At 53.4% G+C, this 17,055-nt stretch carries 14 protein-coding genes and 1 pseudogene; 9 read left to right on the top strand and 6 right to left on the bottom strand.

Going from position 1 to position 17,055, the window contains the following annotated elements:
• The coding region (locus tag F3H12_RS08305) for a transposase family protein (RefSeq protein WP_149678881.1) at positions 1 to 287 on the bottom strand (287 nt) is incomplete at its 3' end.
• 207 nt (positions 288 to 494) lie between these two features.
• Positions 495 to 1,715, bottom strand: a complete 1,221-nt coding sequence (locus F3H12_RS08300; protein WP_149678880.1) for a CCA tRNA nucleotidyltransferase — start codon at positions 1,713 to 1,715, stop codon at positions 495 to 497.
• 203 nt (positions 1,716 to 1,918) lie between these two features.
• Here F3H12_RS08300 and F3H12_RS08295 point away from each other — a divergent pair, with 203 nt between their 5' ends.
• Positions 1,919 to 3,592, top strand: a complete 1,674-nt coding sequence (locus F3H12_RS08295; RefSeq protein WP_243133236.1) for a ribonuclease J — start codon at positions 1,919 to 1,921, stop codon at positions 3,590 to 3,592.
• Positions 3,593 to 3,725: 133 nt separating this feature from the next.
• Here F3H12_RS08295 and F3H12_RS08290 read toward each other — a convergent pair whose 3' ends face one another.
• The gene (locus tag F3H12_RS08290; RefSeq protein ID WP_149678878.1) at positions 3,726 to 5,090 is read right to left on the bottom strand and encodes a D-alanyl-D-alanine carboxypeptidase family protein; all 1,365 of its coding nucleotides are present in this window, start codon (positions 5,088 to 5,090) and stop codon (positions 3,726 to 3,728) included.
• Between the two features lie 230 nt (positions 5,091 to 5,320).
• Here F3H12_RS08290 and F3H12_RS08285 point away from each other — a divergent pair, with 230 nt between their 5' ends.
• Positions 5,321 to 5,782, top strand: coding sequence for a ComEA family DNA-binding protein (locus F3H12_RS08285; RefSeq protein WP_149678877.1), 462 nt, complete (start codon positions 5,321 to 5,323; stop codon positions 5,780 to 5,782).
• Between the two features lie 198 nt (positions 5,783 to 5,980).
• Here F3H12_RS08285 and pstA read toward each other — a convergent pair whose 3' ends face one another.
• From pstA to F3H12_RS08270, 3 genes are all read right to left on the bottom strand, one after another.
• On the bottom strand, positions 5,981 to 6,820 hold the full coding sequence (gene pstA, locus F3H12_RS08280) for a phosphate ABC transporter permease PstA (RefSeq protein ID WP_149678876.1): 840 nt from the start codon (positions 6,818 to 6,820) through the stop codon (positions 5,981 to 5,983).
• Positions 6,817 to 7,731, bottom strand: coding sequence for a phosphate ABC transporter permease subunit PstC (pstC, locus tag F3H12_RS08275; protein WP_243133235.1), 915 nt, complete (start codon positions 7,729 to 7,731; stop codon positions 6,817 to 6,819). The genes pstA and pstC overlap by 4 nt, the downstream gene beginning before the upstream one ends.
• A gap of 107 nt (positions 7,732 to 7,838) precedes the next feature.
• Positions 7,839 to 8,651: a phosphate ABC transporter substrate-binding protein gene (locus tag F3H12_RS08270; protein ID WP_188118446.1), complete on the bottom strand. Its 813-nt coding sequence runs from the start codon at positions 8,649 to 8,651 to the stop codon at positions 7,839 to 7,841.
• 486 nt (positions 8,652 to 9,137) lie between these two features.
• On the opposite strand from F3H12_RS08270, the gene thrS reads away from it, so the two are divergent.
• From thrS to F3H12_RS08240, 7 genes and pseudogenes are all read left to right on the top strand, one after another.
• The gene (gene thrS / locus F3H12_RS08265; protein ID WP_149678874.1) at positions 9,138 to 11,039 is read left to right on the top strand and encodes a threonine--tRNA ligase; all 1,902 of its coding nucleotides are present in this window, start codon (positions 9,138 to 9,140) and stop codon (positions 11,037 to 11,039) included.
• Positions 11,040 to 11,199: 160 nt separating this feature from the next.
• Complete coding sequence (gene holA / locus F3H12_RS08260; protein WP_149678873.1) at positions 11,200 to 12,336, top strand: DNA polymerase III subunit delta; 1,137 nt, start codon at positions 11,200 to 11,202, stop codon at positions 12,334 to 12,336.
• A gap of 128 nt (positions 12,337 to 12,464) precedes the next feature.
• The gene (pstB, locus tag F3H12_RS08255) at positions 12,465 to 13,235 is read left to right on the top strand and encodes a phosphate ABC transporter ATP-binding protein PstB (protein WP_149678872.1); all 771 of its coding nucleotides are present in this window, start codon (positions 12,465 to 12,467) and stop codon (positions 13,233 to 13,235) included.
• Between the two features lie 307 nt (positions 13,236 to 13,542).
• Positions 13,543 to 14,427, top strand: coding sequence for a diadenylate cyclase CdaA (cdaA, locus tag F3H12_RS08250; protein WP_243133234.1), 885 nt, complete (start codon positions 13,543 to 13,545; stop codon positions 14,425 to 14,427).
• Positions 14,408 to 15,019 (top strand): annotated as a pseudogene (locus F3H12_RS13650) (CdaR family protein); the annotation flags it as partial. The gene cdaA and the pseudogene F3H12_RS13650, both read left to right, overlap by 20 nt.
• A gap of 72 nt (positions 15,020 to 15,091) precedes the next feature.
• The gene (locus F3H12_RS13645; RefSeq protein WP_422822205.1) at positions 15,092 to 15,688 is read left to right on the top strand and encodes a CdaR family protein; all 597 of its coding nucleotides are present in this window, start codon (positions 15,092 to 15,094) and stop codon (positions 15,686 to 15,688) included.
• A gap of 48 nt (positions 15,689 to 15,736) precedes the next feature.
• Positions 15,737 to 17,035 carry an amidohydrolase gene (locus tag F3H12_RS08240; RefSeq protein ID WP_149678870.1) on the top strand — a complete coding sequence of 433 codons (1,299 nt, stop codon included), beginning with the start codon at positions 15,737 to 15,739 and terminating at the stop codon, positions 17,033 to 17,035.
• Positions 17,036 to 17,055: the final 20 nt, after the last annotated feature.

The following is a 17,055-nucleotide window of genomic DNA, read 5'->3' as shown; positions in this document are numbered from 1 at the left end:
CTTGGCAGGAAAGGTACCTCTTCATAAAACCTTTTATTGCATGAAGGACATACATAGCGTCGTTTCCTCAGATGTATGAAAGTATAGCTTCCAAATGAAGATATATCCTTAATTCGTTGTTCTCTGTAATCGTGAATCTTTTCCGTAATCCGACCACAGCGGGGACACTTATGGGCTTTTCGCTTCATTTTCATATGAATGTGGAACTGATTGTCCTTTCTTTCTGCGAAGGTAACGATTACATCTTCAAATCCAATAAATTCTCGCGTATAATCTTTGTAGAGCATGGTTGATTCTCCTTTAAAATGTTGGATTGGGTAACTTCATTTTACTAGAGAATTCACTCCATGCTCTCTTTGTTTGCAAAAAAAATGTTGGAGTTCCGAAGTGTTCTGTCCCTCGGCACCCCAACATTTATTATAGAACCCTGGTTGTTCATAAACGGATGATAGGGGGATTGGCTTATTCAGTCAATCCCTTTGTTTTGAAAACATTTATCCGAGCAGGTTGTTTTCAAGAAGCTTTTTGTGGAAAGCTCCGGAAAGGAGAAGCAGGGTCTCCCGGGTGTTGAGCCGGGGATTTTCGCAAAGGCACAGGTTCAGCAGGGAGAGGATGGCGCCGATTTCCCGGCCTTCACCGATACCCGAACGGATCAGATCGGCACCAGTTATGGCCAGGGGTTGGGGATCTGCCATCAGCAACGGATCAAGGCCGCAATTCTCACGGTTGGCCGTATCCCCGTGCTGAGCAGAAATCTTCGCGGCCATTTCCGCAATCTTCTTTCCGTACAGACGACAGGCAAGCCTGATGTTGCGCGGCGTTGGGGCTTTCATAAGTTCGGCGGCCAGGAGAAGGTTCCTGGTATCCGAAATGGTGCGATTATCGTATTTCAGCCGCCAGAGTATCCTTGCGGCCTGTTCGGTTCTGTCCCGGGCGAATGCCCAGTAAAACAGGCTGCCGAGGAAATATACCGGGGTTCCCGGGGCAAACGGTTCATGGCATGTCCTCAGGAAGGGTTCGGGTAAGGCAGGAATGCCGGGGAAAATATGATCGGACAGCCGCGTGTCCCAGATAAGTCCAAGCCTTTCCGGGTGGGCTGATGCCATGATTTTATCCAGTTCGCTGCGGATCCTTTCGAAACTGATGTAGGCGATATCCGCGTGGAGCATGCGGATGGCCTGATAAGTGCGGCTTTCTATCTCGAACCCCAACTGGGCGGAAAAACGAATGGCCCGAAGCATGCGCAGGGCATCCTCTCCGAAGCGCTTCATCGGATCCCCGACCGAACGGATGAGCCTTGATCGGATATCGTCCATGCCGCCAAAGGGGTCAATGATCCCTTCGTCGGGGTGAAAAGCCATGGCATTGATGGTAAAGTCCCTGCGTGCCAGGTCGGCTTCCAGCGAATCGGTAAACCTGACCTGTTCCGGATGCCGATGATTTATATAGCCCAAATCGGTGCGCCAGGTGGTTATTTCACACCACTGGCCTTCATGATTGACCGTAACGGTGCCATGCTTGAGGCCGGTGTCCAGGGTGACTTCAAACAAGGCTTTTACCTGTTCCGGCCTTGCGGAGGTCGTGATATCCCAGTCATGGGGTTCCTTTCCCATGATCAGATCGCGGACGCAGCCTCCCACTGCGTGGGCTGAAAAGCCCGCCTGATTCAGTACAGAGATTATAGAGCTGACTTTTTTGGGAAGAATAATGCGCATACGGAATCTCCATCCCTGGGGCGGATCTGGCCCGGGTGATGATAATATACCTAGATTATACTTGATGGAACGCTACAAATAAAGGCAACCATAAATATCAGATCGAATCATACCGAAAGCATAGAAGAATACAAAAAGAGAGTTTGGAGGTTTTTGTGGCAACAAAAAAGAAGAATAAGCTAAAAGTCATTCCCCTGGGGGGAATGGAAGAGATCGGAAAAAACATGACCGTTTTTGAATATGGTGAAAACATCATCGTGGTGGACTGCGGACTGGCCTTCCCTGAAGATGAAATGCTGGGAATCGATTTGGTCATTCCCGATGTCACCTACCTGGAAAAGAACGCGGAGAAGGTGCGCGGGATCGTATTGACCCACGGGCACGAGGATCATATCGGCGCCCTGCCCTATGTGCTCAAGCGCCTGCCGGTACCGGTCTATGGAACCGAGCTGACGCTGGCCCTTGTGGAAAACAAGCTGGTTGAGCATGACATGGCAGGAAAGGCCGATCTCCGGATTGTCAAGCAGGGTCAAACCATCCAGCTGGGGCCTTTCAAGGTGGAGTTCATCCGGGCCACCCACAGCATTGCGGATGCGGTGTCCCTGGCTATTGATACACCGGTAGGAATGGTTTTCCATACCGGCGACTTCAAGATCGACCAGACACCCATTGAGGGAGAGCCCATGGATCTGGCCAGGATTGCGGAGTTGGGCAAAAAAGGCATCCTGCTTCTCATGTCTGACAGCACCAATGTGGAGCGCCCGGGCTATACCATGTCCGAGCGCGTGGTGGGGGATACCTTTGACAGCATTTTCAGGGGAGCAAAGTCCAGGATTATCGTGGCAACCTTTGCATCCAACATCCACCGTATTCAGCAGGTGCTGAACTCGGCTGTCAAATACGGAAGAAAGGTAGCCCTGTGCGGCCGCAGCATGATCAATGTGGTTACAACGGCCATACGGCTTGGGTACCTGTCCTTCCCTGAGGATACCCTGATCGATATTGACCGCATCAAGCGGTTTAAGCCCGAAGAGCTGGTGATCATCACCACGGGCAGCCAGGGAGAGCCCATGTCGGCTTTGTCACGGATAGCCAGCTCCTCCCATAAAAAGGTGGAAATCAACGAGGGAGACCTGGTCATCATATCCGCCAGCCCCATTCCCGGAAACGAGAAGATGGTCTACAATGTCATCAATGAACTGTTCAAAAAGGGCGCGGAAGTTATTTATGATGCCCTGACCGATATCCATGTTTCCGGCCATGCCAGGCAGGAGGAGCTTAAGCTCATGCACCGGCTGACAAAGCCCAAGTTCTTTGTGCCCGCCCATGGTGAGTACAGGCACCTGAAGATGCATGCCAAGCTGGCAGCGTCGCTGGGCATGTCGGAAAAGAATATCTTCACCATGTCCAACGGAAAGGTGCTGGAGCTGACTTCCCGTTCCGCCAAGATAGCGGGCACGGTCCAGTCAGGGAGCGTGCTGGTTGACGGCCTGGGTGTAGGCGATGTGGGCGAGATCGTCCTCCGCGACAGGAAGATCCTTTCCGAGGACGGCCTGATCATCGTGGTGGCTACCATCGATTCGGTCGGCAACCAGATGGCCGACCTGGAGATCATATCCAGAGGCTTTGTCTATGTGAAGGAATCCGAAGAGCTCATCGAAGAGGTGAAGAACCTGGCCAGGGAAGCGCTGGTCAAGGCGGTGAGCAGAAGGGGGACCAACTGGGCGTCCATACGCAATGCCATCAAGGATGAGCTGAATACATTCCTGTACAAGAAGACCAAGAGAAGGCCCATGATCATCCCCATCATCGTGGAGGTCCAGCCCCAGGGAATGCAGAGGCTGGAAAGCGTTCGTTCACCCGAACTGCCCATGTAGGAAGAATGGGATACTGAAGGATTGCTTTGAAATGGTTTGACGATTATGTGAAAGGGGCTGCCCATACCGATCGAGGCAGCCTCTTGTTCTTGCTTTCGAAAAGCACATGGCGGAAAACCCGGGGTTTGACGATTTATCTGAAATTCCTGAAGCGGGCGTTTTTTCTTCTGGATGAGGAGTAGGAGGCATAACGCCGCCGTCTGCTGTTTTTCCGCGAGATGGTCCGAAGCACCAGTCTCAGGATGATCAGGAAGACCACGAGCCCGCCGGCTATTTTCAGGCCCAGGATGAACCGTTCGTCGTTGACGATCTCCATGTATTTGTCACGGATCTGGGCAATGGTGGTCTTCTCGATGGCGTTGTTGGCGATGATGTTGACGGAGCCGATGGACTTTCCTTTATAAAAGTATTCGATGCTGCCCAGGACCTGCCCCTTTTCAATGGGTGCTTTAAAGGGCTCCTGCAGTTTTTTCTGCTGGGTCAGCTCCTGGCTCAGCCGTTCACTGTCCACAGGAAGGATATGCCGGATGCTTCCCTGGGTGATCAGCTCAACCTTTTTGGCATCCACGGCATCGGCAACATCCGAGCGTCCAACGTATTCGCCGTCTTTCACCACATCACGGATACTGTAATTGGCAAATCCATATTCCAGAAGCTTCTGGGATTCCTCAAACACGAGATTCTGATCCTGGGGATCCACGCCCAGAACCACGCTGATCAGCTCCATGCCGTCGGGATTGACGGCGGAAGCGACCAGGCAGCGACCTGCGGGATCGGTGTAGCCCGTCTTGATACCCGTGACCTTGGAATAATACTTGGATCGGGATGTGAGCAGCCTGTTGGTGTATGTCAGATAACTGGCATTCCAGTCCCCGCTTTTTCTGAAATTGGTGTCCGGCATGGTGATCTCGGTCTTCCCGACGATCTCGCGGAAGGCGTCGTATTTCATGGCCTCCCGTGCCAGAATGGCCAAATCCCTGGCGGTGGTGTAATGGTCGGAATCTTCCACGCCGCATGGGTTGGTAAAGTGGCTTCCCGTCAGTCCCAGCTCGGCAGCCTTATCGTTCATCAGTTTCACAAAACCCGAAATGGTTCCGTCAGGCGAGACATTTTCCGCAATGATATATCCCACCTCGTTGGCGGAGGTCACCATCATCAGCTCAATCAGGCTTTTCAGCTTGATAATTTCGCCGGGCTTTATTCCCGCGGTGACATAGTTGTAGATATCGACACTGTTGATGGCTGTTTGGGATGCGATCATGTCGGTGTCGAGAGAAGCGCGCTCCAGCGCGATCATGGCTGTAAGGATTTTGGTGGTGCTGGCAGGCGACCTTTTCTGGTCGGCGTTTTTTTCGGTGAGGACCTGCCCGGATTCCATGTCGATCAGGATGAATGCCTCCGCGGAAAGATCAGGAACTTCTTCCGCAAAAACGGGAAGGCAGATTTGAAAAATCAATAATAGGGAGAAAAGAATGCATGCTGCCGAAAACTTCCTCAAAACGAATCACTCCTGAGCCATTCCGTAAGGTGTGGCATCTTTTGCATTTGTTCAAATTATTAAGCAGGAAATTTGAGATTCCTTAACCTTTATTATAGGTTAGGTTGTCCACATACTCAAGGCATAATGAAAACTAGCCAGGATTTTCCTTGCGTAGTTGGAATGTCGCACAAATAATGGTATAATAAGGCAAGTAAGGACAGAACAGTAATTGAACAAGCGGAGAGGTTATGCGTATTCGGATCAGAAACAGGGAGTGGCATATTCCCTGGGAGTATCTCGCGGCCCTCTTGCTGATCCTGCTTGCCCTTGTCATCCTGCTGGCCTGGAAACTGGATTATGAGAAAGGGGAAACCATACGGATTACAGCGACACAGACTCCGGCCGCTTCTCAAAAGCCGCTGCAGGAAAAAGATGCACATGAGGACGACACGCGTTACGACATGCCGGACACGGACGATGAGGAAACCAGGCCGGGGAATGAGCCGAAGGGGCCGTTCAGGATCAATATCAATAAGGCGAGTATGGAGGAGCTGATGAGCCTGCCCTATATCGGCGAGGTCAAGGCCAGGGCCATCATCGCATACAGGGAAGCCCATGGTCCGTTCAAAGTGCCCGAGGATCTCCTGAATGTGAAAGGAATAGGCCCGAAAACCCTGGAACGCCTGAGGGATTACATTACTTTTGAGTAAAAGGCGGTCTCGCCAATGCGGAACGGGTGAGCAAACATTTCGGGCTGCAAAACCGTTCCTGGAATGTCATTGGTGAACCGCGCGAAGTGGAGGGATCCAGCGTGAGCTGTCATTGCGAGCACCGCGCAGGCGGTGCGTGGCAATCTTTCTTCATCCAGGGGAGCCCGTAAAGGCCTGCCTCCACGCCGCACGGCAATCTTACCTTTTCACTATGCGACGGGCTATGCGCCTGGCCCCCCAGTTAAGCACGGCAATAATGCCAATCAACAGGGTGGCAGTGGCAAAAGCGCTGGTAAAATCTGCCTCCTCCAGCGCCACCATGTAAAGGTGGACCGACAGGGTCCTGACACTGGAACTCAGAACGCGACCAAGCTGTGGTATTTTCGGCACCGTGCCGGCGGTGAAGATGACGGCCGCCGTTTCGCCGATTATCCTGCCCATGCTGAGGATGACGGCGGAGAGGATGCCTGGGATGGCGCAGGGAAGAATTACCCGGAAGATGGTGTAAAGCTTTGTGGCGCCAAGAGCCAGGCTGGCCTCGCGATAACTGTTGTCCACCGACTTAAGCGCTTCCTCCGTTACCCTGACCACCAGGGGTAAAACCATGATGCTGAGTGTCAGCGCGCCGGAGATTACGGAGAAACCGAGCCGGAGCGTATTCTTGAAGAAAATATAGCCGAACAAGCCATAGATGATGGAGGGGATTCCGGCAAGGCTTTCGGTGGCCAGCCGGATCACCCGGACGCCAAAGCCCTGTCGTGCATATTCGATGAGATAAATGGCTGCGCAGACACCCACCGGAAGCGCTATGGACAGGGTGAAGAAGATGAGGAGCAGGGTTCCGGCTATCATGGGGAGTATGCCGGTCTTGCCCCTGTAAAGGTTATATTCGTCGGTCAGAAAGTCCAGGCTGATGCCGGACAGCCCATGGGACAGGACGGCTATGATCATCCAGAGCAAAAAAGCAGCTGAGAGAAGAGAAAACGTCCAGATAAGAGCGGTCAGGATCAAATCCCTAGCCTTCCGTTTTGTGCTCATGGCGAACCCCGCTTCCCTTCAATGGATCTTTGCACCACCACGTGCAGGACCATGTTCAGGGCAACGATGAAGAGAAAGAGCACGGCGCCGATTCCGAAGAGAGCGGCCTGGTGGAACGGACCGGCATAGGACATATCCTTGGCAATGGTGGCCGTCATGGGACTGACCGTGTCCAGCAGGGAACGGGGGATGCGGGGGATATTGCCGCATACCATGATGACTGCCATGGTCTCGCCCACTGCCCGCCCCATCCCGAGAACTGCCGAGGCCATGATTCCGGATCCTGCGGCGGGGATCATTACTTTGAAAATGGCTTCTATCCTGGATGCACCCAAAGCCAAAGCTCCTTCCATGTATTCCTTCGGCACAGCCCGGAGGGCGGTTTCGGAAAGGCTGACAATGGTGGGAAGAATCATGGCCGACAGGATGATGATCATGGCCAGAAGGCTTGTGCCGGTCGGGCTTCCCAGGTTTATCCTGATGAAGGGTACAATGACCGTAAGGCCGAAGAATCCGTAAACAACCGATGGAATACCGGCCATAAGCTCGATACAGCCTCTTAAGAAAGCAGCAAGCCTTTTTGGCGCCATCAAGGCCAGCAGAATCGCCGTAAAGAGGCCCACGGGAACACCGATTGCCGCGGCACCCGCCATGCCCAGAAAGGAGGCCAGGATCATGGGGAAAATACCGAACTTGGGTTCCTCGGCGGTGGGCTTCCATTGGGTTCCGAGAATGAACTCGGATATACCTGTCTTCAGGATGGGCGGAAGCCCTGCCATAAAGATGTAAGCCGTAATCAGGACCACGGAGATGATGGAGGCCCAGCCGCACAGCGCAAACACCGTCTCCATCAGGCCTTCCAAACGGCGGATATTACCCAGCCTTGTTGTGCCAAAACCACTTTTATGCATGGAGTTTCACGACCTTCTCATCGTCATATTGATAAATCATACGCGCAGGCAAAGCATCCCCGTACACGGATGGCTGTGAAGCCGGTTGTCCGTCAAAAGCCGGCTGCCTATCGTTCCCTGGTGATGGGGATGGCTTCCCGGCTGATAATAGCCCGTCCTTCCGGGGAAAACATGAAATCGATGAAATCCTGTTCCGCAGCATCCGGATCCCCCCTTGTCACGATCATCAGAGGGCGCCTGATTTCATAGCTGCCGCTCTGAACGTTTTCAACGGTCGGCTCCCGGCCGTCGATGCGCAGGGCTTTGACGCCCTTCCGGACGTAATTCAGCGAGACGTAAGCAATGGCGTGGGGGTTCTGGGCCACGGCTATCAGGGTCTCACCGGTTTTTGCGGCTTCCTGGTCAGCCCGGACCTGGTCCCTTATCCCAAAGAGCGCTTCAAAGGCCTCCCTCGTCCCCGAAGCGGGGTCACGGGTGATCACCACGATGGCCGCATCAGGCCCGCCAAACTCCGACCAGTTGGTAATTTCCTTCCGGTAAATCCGGGCTACCTGCTCGCTGGTCAGATTCTCTACCGTATTGGACGGGTGTACGATGACCGCGATGGCATCCCATGCGATATGGATGGCCTGGAGACCCTGGTGGAGTTCTTCCTCCATCACCACCCGGGAAACGGCGCCGATGTCGGCCGAATCGGCGATAACAGCCCGGATGCCCGCGCTGGAGCCGCTGGCCGTGTATTCCGCTGTTACATGGGCATGGGAAGCCATATAGGCATCCACCATTTCCTGCATCATTTTCTGCATGGACGTGGAACCTTCAATGGCAAGCTTGACGGCTGAATCCTTGCTGCATGCAGCCAGGAGGATGAATGCAGCCATTAAAAGGGCCGGGAGGAAATACCTGTTGGAATTTTTCATCAGCGCTCCTTCCGTATCCGGCGCGGAAAGGCTGCCATGCGCGGAGGCAGAACAGACCGGCACGGGTGAACAAGCTTGCCTATTATTACATACAAAGAGGGGAGGCAAATTATGATGGCTGTTTTTCATTTCGGATACGCATTGACAGCGCCACGGGCCTGTGGTATTATGAGGAATAATCGTTAAAGGCATTGAAGGGGACATGTCAGGACCGTACGGACGCCTTCAGAGAGGGACAGCCGCAGGCTGAAAGCTGTCCCGGTGGTTCAGGTTTTGATACCACCCCGGAGCCCGGGGGCTGAAATGGTAAAGAGTAAGCCTTCGCGTTGATCACGTTACAATCGTTCGAGTGGCAGATCAAGGCCTTTGCTTTGCTCTGCAACCAGGGTGGAACCGTGTGGGCATAAAGCTCTCATCCTTGGATGGATGGGAGCTTGTTTTATTGTAAACAACAGATTGATACCATAAATGAAAGGAATGAGCGGAATGGTTCAGGTAACATTGAAGGATGGAAGCAAGCGATCCTTTGAAAGCGGCAAGACCATACTGGATATCGCAAAGGAAATCAGCGAAGGTCTCGCCAGGGTGGCTGTGGCCGGTGAGATCAACGGTGTGGTAAAGGATTTGATGACACCCGTTACGGAGGACTGCAGCCTGAACATCCTCACCTTTGACAGCGAGGGCGGAAAGCATACCTACTGGCATACCTCATCCCATATCATGGCCCAGGCCGTCAAGCGCCTTTATCCCAATGTCAAGCTGGCCATCGGCCCGGCCATCGACAATGGGTTCTATTATGACTTTGATTCTGAGAAGACCTTTACGCCGGAAGACCTGCAGGCCATCGAGGAGGAAATGGCGAAAATCATCAAGGAGGACTATCCTGTTGAGCGCTTTACCCTGCCCAGGGATAAGGCCCTTGAACTCATGAAGGATGAGCCCTACAAGGTGGAACTCATCAATGATCTGCCGGAGGATGCCGAAATATCCTTCTACAGGCAGGGTGAGTTTGTGGATCTGTGCGCCGGACCCCATCTGCCCTCCACCGGAAAGGTGAAGGTCTTTAAGCTGATGCAGCTGGCAGGCGCTTACTGGCGCGGAAACGAAAAGAACAAGATGCTCCAGAGGATTTACGGTACGGCTTACCCCAAGAAGAGCGATCTGGATACCTACCTGCAGCGGCTGGAAGAGGCCAGAAAGCGTGATCACCGCAAGCTGGGTCGGGAGCTGGATCTCTTTGATATCTATGAAGAAGGACCGGGCTTCCCGTTCTTCATGCCAAAGGGCATGGTTCTGAGAAACCTGCTGGAGGATTATTGGCGCAAGGAACATGTGAAGAGGGGCTACCAGGAGATCAAGACCCCTATCATGCTGACCAAGGATCTCTGGTGCCGTTCAGGCCACTGGGACAATTACAAGGACAACATGTACACCGTGAATATTGACGAGGCGGAGTTTGCGATAAAGCCCATGAACTGCCCCGGTGGAATCCTGGTGTACCAGCGGAAGCTCCACTCCTACCGCGATCTGCCGCAAAGAATGGGCGAACTGGGGCTTGTGCACCGGCATGAGCTTTCAGGTACCCTCCATGGCCTGATGCGGGTTCGCTGCTTTACCCAGGATGACGCCCATATCTTCATGACCCCCGACCAGATAAAGGACGAGGTCATAGGCGTTATCCGGCTCATTGATGATTTCTACAAAACCTTCGGATTCAAATACCATGTGGAACTCTCCACGCGCCCTGAAAAGTCCATCGGTTCGGACGAACTGTGGGAGAAGTCCACGGCGGCCCTGCGTGAGGCGCTGGAAGACCAGGGCATCGCGTACAAGGTCAATGAGGGCGACGGTGCCTTCTATGGTCCCAAGATCGACTTCCACCTTGAGGATTCCATCGGCCGTACCTGGCAGTGCGGAACCATCCAGTTGGATATGAACCTGCCCGAGCGCTTCGATTTGTATTATATCGGTCCCGATGGCGAGAAGCACAGGCCGGTCATGATCCATCGCGTGGTGTTCGGAAGCATTGAGCGCTTCATCGCCATCCTTACCGAGCACTTTGCAGGTGCTTTCCCGGTATGGCTCTCACCTGTCCAGGCAAAGATCCTGACCATCGTTGAGAAACACATTCCCTATGCGGAACAGGTCAAGGCAAAGCTTGAGGAAAAAGGAATCCGCGTGGAACTGGACGGCCGCAATGAGAAGATCGGTTTCAAGATCCGTGAAGCCCAGATGGAAAAGATCCCCTACATGCTGGTGGTCGGCGACAAGGAAGCCGAAAACGGCCATGTGGCGGTCAGATCCCGCAAGGAAGGCGATCTGGGTTCCATGCCGCTGGATGTGTTCCTGGAGCGGATCCTGGGAGAAATCGAATCAAAGGCAATGTAAGAGTATTGAGGCGGGGTGAAGACCCCGCCTTTTTATGATGAAAAAGGGGAGCATGTGGATGGAAAGCTCCCGCCTCAGGACGGGGAAATACCCGATGCCATGTATACGGGTGTCAAACATGCTATAATATCTATATTGTCAATGAACAGGGAGGGTCGATATGCCATCAGCCGGCAGCTACGGCGCGAGGAAAAAGCCCGCGGGACAGGATGAACTGGCCCGGCTCAAACAACAGCTGAAAACCGGAGAACTTGGAAGCGTCTACCTCTTTTCGGGAAACGAACGTTTCCTGGTGGATTATTATGTAGGCGAAATCAGGCGGGTCGCGCTGAAGGATGATCAAAGCGGGCTCAACCTGGTCCGGTTCGAGGGAAAGCTTGATGTGGACCGACTGATTGATGCCTGCGATACCTTTCCCATATTTTCGGAACGCAAGGTGGTTCTGGTAAAGAACTCTAATCTGCTGGCAGCAAGAAAAAAAGCTGCCCCCAGGGAAGAAGCGGAGGATTTTGCACCGGAGGAAGACAGTGCAGAGGAGGGCGTTGGCCCTGCTTTGGATGAAGGCGACATCGGCAGCAAGGCACAGGAAGCATTAAAACAGTATCTTCCCCAAATTCCTGAAAGCACTTGCCTTATCATGCTGGAAGACAATGTGGATAAGCGCACGGGGTTGTACAAGACCATTCAGAAGCTTGGGCTCCATGTGCATCTGGATCACCTGAGCGAGGAGGAACTGGTCGGCTGGGTGATGAAAGGGTTCCGGCAGAGCCGCAAAACCATCCAGCCCGCTGCGGCGGAATATCTTGTATCCATCAGCGATCCGGACATGTATTCCCTCAGGAATGAGATCTTCAAGATTATCCAGTACACCGGGGATCGGGAAACCGTGACCCTGGATGACGTCCGGGCGGTGGCCACCATTACCATCAAGAGCGTCATCTTCGACCTGATGGATGCTGTGGCCGCGAGGGACAGGGCGAAAGCGCTGGCTTTTCTGGATGACATGCTGTCCCTGAAGGAGCCGGAACAGAAAATACTGGCCATGATCGCCAGGCAAACCGGTGAGATGCTCAAACTGAGAACACTGATGGACCGGCATCTTCCGCCTTCCCGGATCAGCCGTTACTTCCCCGGAAAACACCCCTATGCTTTCAGAAAGCTGACCGAACAGGCGGAGCGGGTGGACAGGGCTTACCTGACCGGTTTCCTGAAAAAATGCGCCGAGGCCGACAAAGCGTGGAAGACCGGGAAAATGTCCCCCCGGCTGTCGCTGGAGATGCTTTTAAACTGCCTGTAGCGGCTTGTCCCTTTCCGTTAATGCTTTGGCTGCGCAATCACAGCTGTGGGGCATCCTAAGTCTTCGAAAAAAGGTACATCCGGTATGACCTGCATGCAAAGAACAATTCGGAGAGTGCGGGGGTCCAAATGGCTGAGCGCGTGAAACCAAGCGTCAAGATATCCGTACGCAGACTGAATGTCCATTATGGTTCGTTTCATGCCCTGAAAAACATCGGCATGGATATCTTTGCAGGTGAGATAACCGCATTGATTGGGCCTTCAGGTTGCGGCAAATCTACCTTCCTGAAAACCCTGAACAGGATGAACGATCTGGTTGAGAACGCCCGGGTTACCGGCAGCATCAGGCTGGATGGATGCGAAATCCTTGGCGATATTGATGTTGCCGAACTGAGAAAGCGCGTGGGGATGGTCTTTCAGAAACCAAATCCTTTTCCCATGTCCATATACGACAATGTGGCTTTTGGCCCAAGAATCCATGGCATAAGGCGGAAATCCGTCCTGGATGAGATCGTTGAAGAAAGCCTGAGGCTGGCCGCCCTTTGGGATGAAGTGAAGGACAGGCTGCACAAAAACGCATTGGGGATTTCCGGCGGTCAGCAACAGCGGCTGTGCATCGCCCGGGCGCTGGCAACCCGGCCGGAAGTACTCCTGATGGACGAGCCCACATCAGCCCTTGATCCCGTATCCACCCAGAGAATTGAGGAGTTGTGCTGCCAGTTGAAGAACCGTTACACCATTGTCATGGTAACCCATAACATGCAGCAGGCAAGCCGCATTTCAGACAGGACAGCCTTCTTTCTCCTGGGGGACCTTGTTGAGTACGGCGCCACCGGGCTCATCTTCAGCAAACCGAAGGATGAGCGAACCAGGCGCTACCTTTCCGGCAGATTCGGCTGAAGTATCTGTATACATTGTCCATGCTTTGGTTTTCTCGTGCATTTCCGTCAGGCTGAAAGGATACCGAATATCATGCCTGAAACCGGGAGCTTTCTAACACTTTTGCATATTGCATTTTTGTTACAATAGGCTGTAAAATATACAAAAGCAGGTATCATGAGGGTATAATCTTATTGTGTTGCTTCTTGCATAATCCCTCTGATTTTCCAAAGGGACAATGGAACGAGCGGCACTTTTTTATGGCATTCAATCAGAGAGGCACCCTATCAGATCGCTGATCAGAAAGCTTTGACGGAGGGGCAGTGGAGTGTCGGGACAGGGCCTATTTAGAGATATCGTTTCCTATATCATGAACTTTCTGGATCTCAACGGCGTGTTTGATCTCATCCGCATGATCGTCGAGCTTGCTCTGGTGTCCTATCTGGTCTACAAGGTTATCCAACTGGTACGGGAAACCCGTGCCATGCAGCTTGTAAAAGGTATCCTGTTCATCCTCATTCTGTCGAAACTGTCCGAGATCATAGGTCTTAAAACCGTTGCCTACCTGCTGCAGAGCATGATTCAGCTGCTGGGTTTCGGTATGATCGTGCTTTTCCAGCCCGAGCTCAGGCGTGCCCTTGAGAAGCTGGGAAGCAGCGGGTTTCAGGATATATTGCTTAAAAGGGACAGCGAGGAGCGGCTAAAGACCATCGCTGCCATTGAAACCATCGTGAAGGCCTGCTCGCGTTGCGCCCAGGACTATATCGGCGCTTTGATCGTCATCGAGAGGGACACGAAGATCGGTGATATTGTCAACACCGGCACCAGAATGGACGCGGCTCTGTCCGAAGAACTCCTGGTGAATATCTTTACGCCCAAAACTCCCCTCCACGACGGGGCTGTCATTATCAGGAACAATATGATCTCAGCAGCCGCCTGCTATTTGCCCCTTACCCAGAATGCCGGTCTGTCAAGGGATCTGGGTACGCGGCACCGTGCTGCCCTGGGCATCACCGAGGTTTCCGACGCCATTGCCATTGTTGTCTCCGAGGAATCGGGCAAAATATCCTACGCCCATAATGGCGGCCTGACGAGGAATCTGACACCCGATATGCTGAGAAAGGCCTTGTCCAGATTCCTTCTCGACAACCAGGAGGATAAGCGGCGCTTTACGTTCAGGAAGGTGAAAAACAGTGAACAGGCTGATCGATAAACTATTTGAGAGGGATGCGGTTGCAAAGGTCCTCTCTGTGCTCATAGCCATCCTGATCTGGTTCCTTGTGCTGGATCAGGAAAACCCTTTCACGGAAAGAACCATCACTGTTCCCCTGTCCAGCAATGTGGAGGTGCTCGAGGCCAGGAATCTGCAGATCGTCGGATCCAGCATTCCGGCCACTGTGGATGTCCGGATAAGGGGGCGGAAAAAAAGGGTGGACAGTGTATCCAGTGCCGATTTCAGCGTTTTTCTCGATCTTTCCGACGTGAACAACTCGGGCATCCAGGTCATCCGGGTACAGCCTCCCGAATATACCGGCGACAAGGACATCATCATTCTCGGCACCAATCCCGCAACAGTCAGGCTCTACTTTGAAAAAATCGTCGGGAAACAGTATCCGGTAAACATCGAGTTCACCGGAAACCTGCCGGAGGGATATCAAATTGTCAACCAGAGGGTGGATCCCGGCATCATTCTGATCCAGGAAAAAGAAGGGACCCTTTCAAGGATCGACAGGGTGGTGGCGCTGGTCAATCTGAATGACCTGAGCGTGACCAAGGAACTGGTTGTACGTGTCACGGTTTATGATACCGAGGGGAAGCCCATGTCGCAATTTGAGGGGAAGTACCCTGCCATTGTCAGCTTTGATCTGGCCCGGAAGCTGCCCGTAACCACCACGGTCAGGGGCAAGCCCAAGGCCGGGTATTATTTCAAGGAAATCATTCCGGATACGTCTAGCGTTCTGGTTGTCGGGAGCAAAGACCTTTTGGATTCGATTTCCAGGATTGAAGCCGAGGCCGTTGACATCGAAGGCAAGTCGGAAAGCTTCAGGACTGAACTGAAACTGAACGTACCCCAGGGAGCGACACTGGCCGATAATAATGGCACCATCAGCGTCCTGGTCAATATAGAACCGTTGGCCACCCGAACCATCAGCTTTCCTACCAGCCAGATTTCCATCTACGACAGCGATACATCGGGTGCTTTTGAATACGCCATTGCCGCCCACAGCATCAGCATCCCCGTGGAAGGGCGACCGGAGCTGCTTCAGGAGCTCGATGCCAATGATATCAGGTGCAGTGTCAGCGTCAGGGATTTGAGAGAAGGCGAACACCAGGTACCGGTTACGGTCAGCCTGCCCGCCGGTATCTCCCTGAGGGAAAGGCCAACGGTCACGGTGACCATAAATGCCACGGCCCAGGAAACCGTGACAAAACCTTCCACCGATGCAACACCGGTTCCGACACCCGGAGGGTGACAGGGAATGGGCCGCTGAGTTCTGCAAGATATTCCGGAGGTAGCAGGTATGGACACCATCATTCGAAATACCACCATCTTGACCATGAATGCACACAATGAAATTCTGGAGCATGCAGATATATTGATCAGGGATGACGTCATCGCAAAGATCGGTCCGAACCTGGCAGAAACTGCAGAATGCGCACAAATCATCGACGGAAGCGGAAAGCTGGTCATGCCCGGGCTGATCAACGGGCACTGCCACGTTCCCATGACGCTGCTGCGCAATTACGCCGATGATATGGATCTCCAGACCTGGCTTTTCGATCATATCTTCCCCGTCGAGGACAGGCTGAATGATGAGGATGTCTACTGGGGTTCCCTCCTGGGGATTATGGAGATGATCGCCACCGGCACCACCTGTTTTGCCGACATGTACTATCATATGGATAGCATCGCTTCGGCCGTTGAGTCCTCCGGCATACGTGCCCAGCTTTCCAGAGGGCAGACCTGTATGGATACGGGATCTGATTTTTCCGGGAACCGGGCCATGCAGGAGAGTGTGGATTTTGTGAAAAAATGGAACGGAGCTGCAGGGGGGAGGATTACGGCCGCCATGGCGCCCCATGCTGTCTATACCTGCTCGGCGGATTATATCCGGGCCATTGCCAGGCATGCTGAGAAGCTGGAAGTGCCTATTCATGTTCACCTTGACGAAACGGCCACCGAGCATGAGGACTGCCTGAAAAACCATGGCAAGACCCCCACGGCCTATCTCTCTGACCTGGGGCTTTTTGACCTGAAGACCATAGCAGCGCACTGCGTCTGGATCAACGGGGACGATATGGCGCTGCTGAAGGAAAAGGATGTGTCGGTCATCCATTGCCCGGCCAGCAACCTGAAGCTGGCCAGCGGTATTGCGCCCGTTCCCCAGGCCCATTCCATGGGACTCAATGTCTGCATCGGGACCGACGGGGCCTCCAGCAATAATAACCTGAACCTGTGGGAGGATATGTACCTGACTTCCATCCTTCATAAAGGGAACACACGGAACCCCAAGGTCATTACGGCAGTTGAGACGCTGAGGATGGCAACGGTCAATGGGGCAAAGGCCCTTGGCATGTCCTGTGTGGGTTCCGTCGAGGAAGGCAAAAAGGCGGATTTAATCATGGTGAGCCTGGAAAAGCCGCATATCAAGCCCTTGCATAATATCTGCTCGGCCCTGGTCTACTCGGCCCAGGGGTCTGATGTGTGCATGACCATGGTCGACGGGCGCATCCTTTATCAGGACGGGGAATTCAGGACCATCGACCGAGAAAAGGTCTGGTACCACCTGGAGAAAGTCTGTAACCGGCTGTTTGGCTGAAAAGACCCGGAAGGGGGAAC

This window comes from Thermoclostridium caenicola, from assembly GCF_900142095.1.
Lineage (GTDB): Bacteria > Bacillota > Clostridia > DSM-8532 > DSM-8532 > Thermoclostridium_A > Thermoclostridium_A caenicola.
Note: the sequence above shows the minus strand (reverse complement) of the source record. Positions and strands in the feature narration are given on the sequence as shown.